2 protein-coding genes are annotated in these 1,445 nt (G+C 57.2%); both read right to left on the bottom strand.

The window, feature by feature from the left end; all coding sequences use genetic code 11:
- Positions 1-796, bottom strand: a protein-coding gene (locus Q0897_RS16025; RefSeq protein WP_299310431.1) for an IS5 family transposase whose coding sequence is annotated in 2 segments (ribosomal slippage) — positions 1-455 and positions 458-796 — 794 coding nt annotated over the 2 segments. Because the reading frame shifts where the segments join, the coding sequence is not laid out codon by codon here. This gene is flagged as partial in the annotation.
- Between the two features lie 72 nt (positions 797-868).
- Complete coding sequence (locus Q0897_RS16020; protein WP_299310429.1) at positions 869-1,183, bottom strand: hypothetical protein; 315 nt, start codon at positions 1,181-1,183, stop codon at positions 869-871.
- Positions 1,184-1,445: the final 262 nt, after the last annotated feature.

Below are 1,445 nucleotides of genomic sequence, written 5' to 3'. Positions count from 1 at the left end.
TAGGCCTCGTGGACAAAGGGTATCCACAGTTTGACTGAAGCGAGCGCGACGAAGCCGAGGTAGGACTCCTTGGTTTTGTCGTAGCGGGTTGCCACTCTGCGCCAGTTCTTGAGTTTGTTGAACAAACGCTCGATGAGGTTGCGCCATTTGTATTTGGTGCGGTCGTGCGGGGTTGGATTGCGCCGGTTGACCTTAGCCGGGATCACCGCTTCCGCACCGGCTGCCTCGATCTCCTTGCGGATCGCATCGGCATCGTAGCCCCGATCAGCCAGGAAGGCCTCGATCCGGTCGGTTATCATGCGGAACAGTGGAGCGAAGCCCTGCACATCGTGCGCCTGTCCAGGTGTCAGAACGAACCCTAGCGGGAGACCTCTGGCATCGCATCTGGCATGGAGCTTTGTCGTGAAGCCGCCTCGCGATCGGCCAAGCGCCTCGGTTTGCTGAGTCCCCTTTTTATACCGACAGCACAATGATGTGCCCGGACCACCGTGCTGTCGATCATGTCGGCGGCTGTATGCCGCCCCGCCAGTTCGGACAGTGTCTCGAGCATGGCATCGAACACACCGGTCGTGACCCATCGTCGATAACGTCGGAACACGCTGTTCCACTTGCCATATTCGTCCGGCAAGTGTCGCCACTGCGCGCCGGTCCGCGCGATCCACATCATGCCTTCGAAATAGGGACGATTATCCTGCGCCGGGCGGCATCCGCGACCACGCTCAGACGGCAGCAGCGGCCCGATCACTTCCCATTCTTCGTCCGTAACGCCAATCCGTTCGCCCAAGGCCGCCTCCAAAAGCCAGCCTTGAATCAGTGGATCGGTAACGCGTCAAGGATTGCTGGCGTTCCTGCCGGGCCACAGCGACGTTTACATCTCCGCGTTCGATATTGTCGTCTGGATATCCGTTGGTTTCAGAATGTCGGAACCTGGGGTCTTATAAACGGTCAACTCTCCGTTTTCCCAAAGGCCGACCTCGACTGCCTTGGCTGACGGATCGACAAGCAGATAGAATGCGTCGCTACCCCCCTCATTATCCTTGTTGCCCGACGTGAAGAAAACTTCGCCATTGCGTTGCAAGGGAGCGGCTGTCTCGCTGTTCTGCATCAGCACGTTCAGCTTGTCGTCGAGAAGGTTCCTGAGCTCGGGCGCTATCGGGCTTTCGTCATAGAGCCTGCTATCCACGGGATGCTGACCCACATACTCGCTAAGTAAGGACCAATTCCCATCGTTCTCGCTCGCAGTGGGCACCGATTGGCTCTGAACTTGCTCCGTGCCATTTCGCGATGCCGTTGAATCGGTTGATTGCCCACAGGCTGCCAACAATATAGAGGAAGCTATGAGGAAATAGGTTGCACGCACTCGATTATCTCCCCGAAAGTTAATTGATCACTCTCCGCACTTACCGACAGATTGCTGGTATGCAAGGTTTGTCCACGAACCCTAG

The organism is uncultured Croceicoccus sp. (genome assembly GCF_947496385.1).
Classification (GTDB): domain Bacteria; phylum Pseudomonadota; class Alphaproteobacteria; order Sphingomonadales; family Sphingomonadaceae; genus Croceicoccus.
The sequence above is the reverse complement of the archived record's forward strand: the minus strand, read 5'-3'. Positions and strand labels throughout refer to the sequence as shown.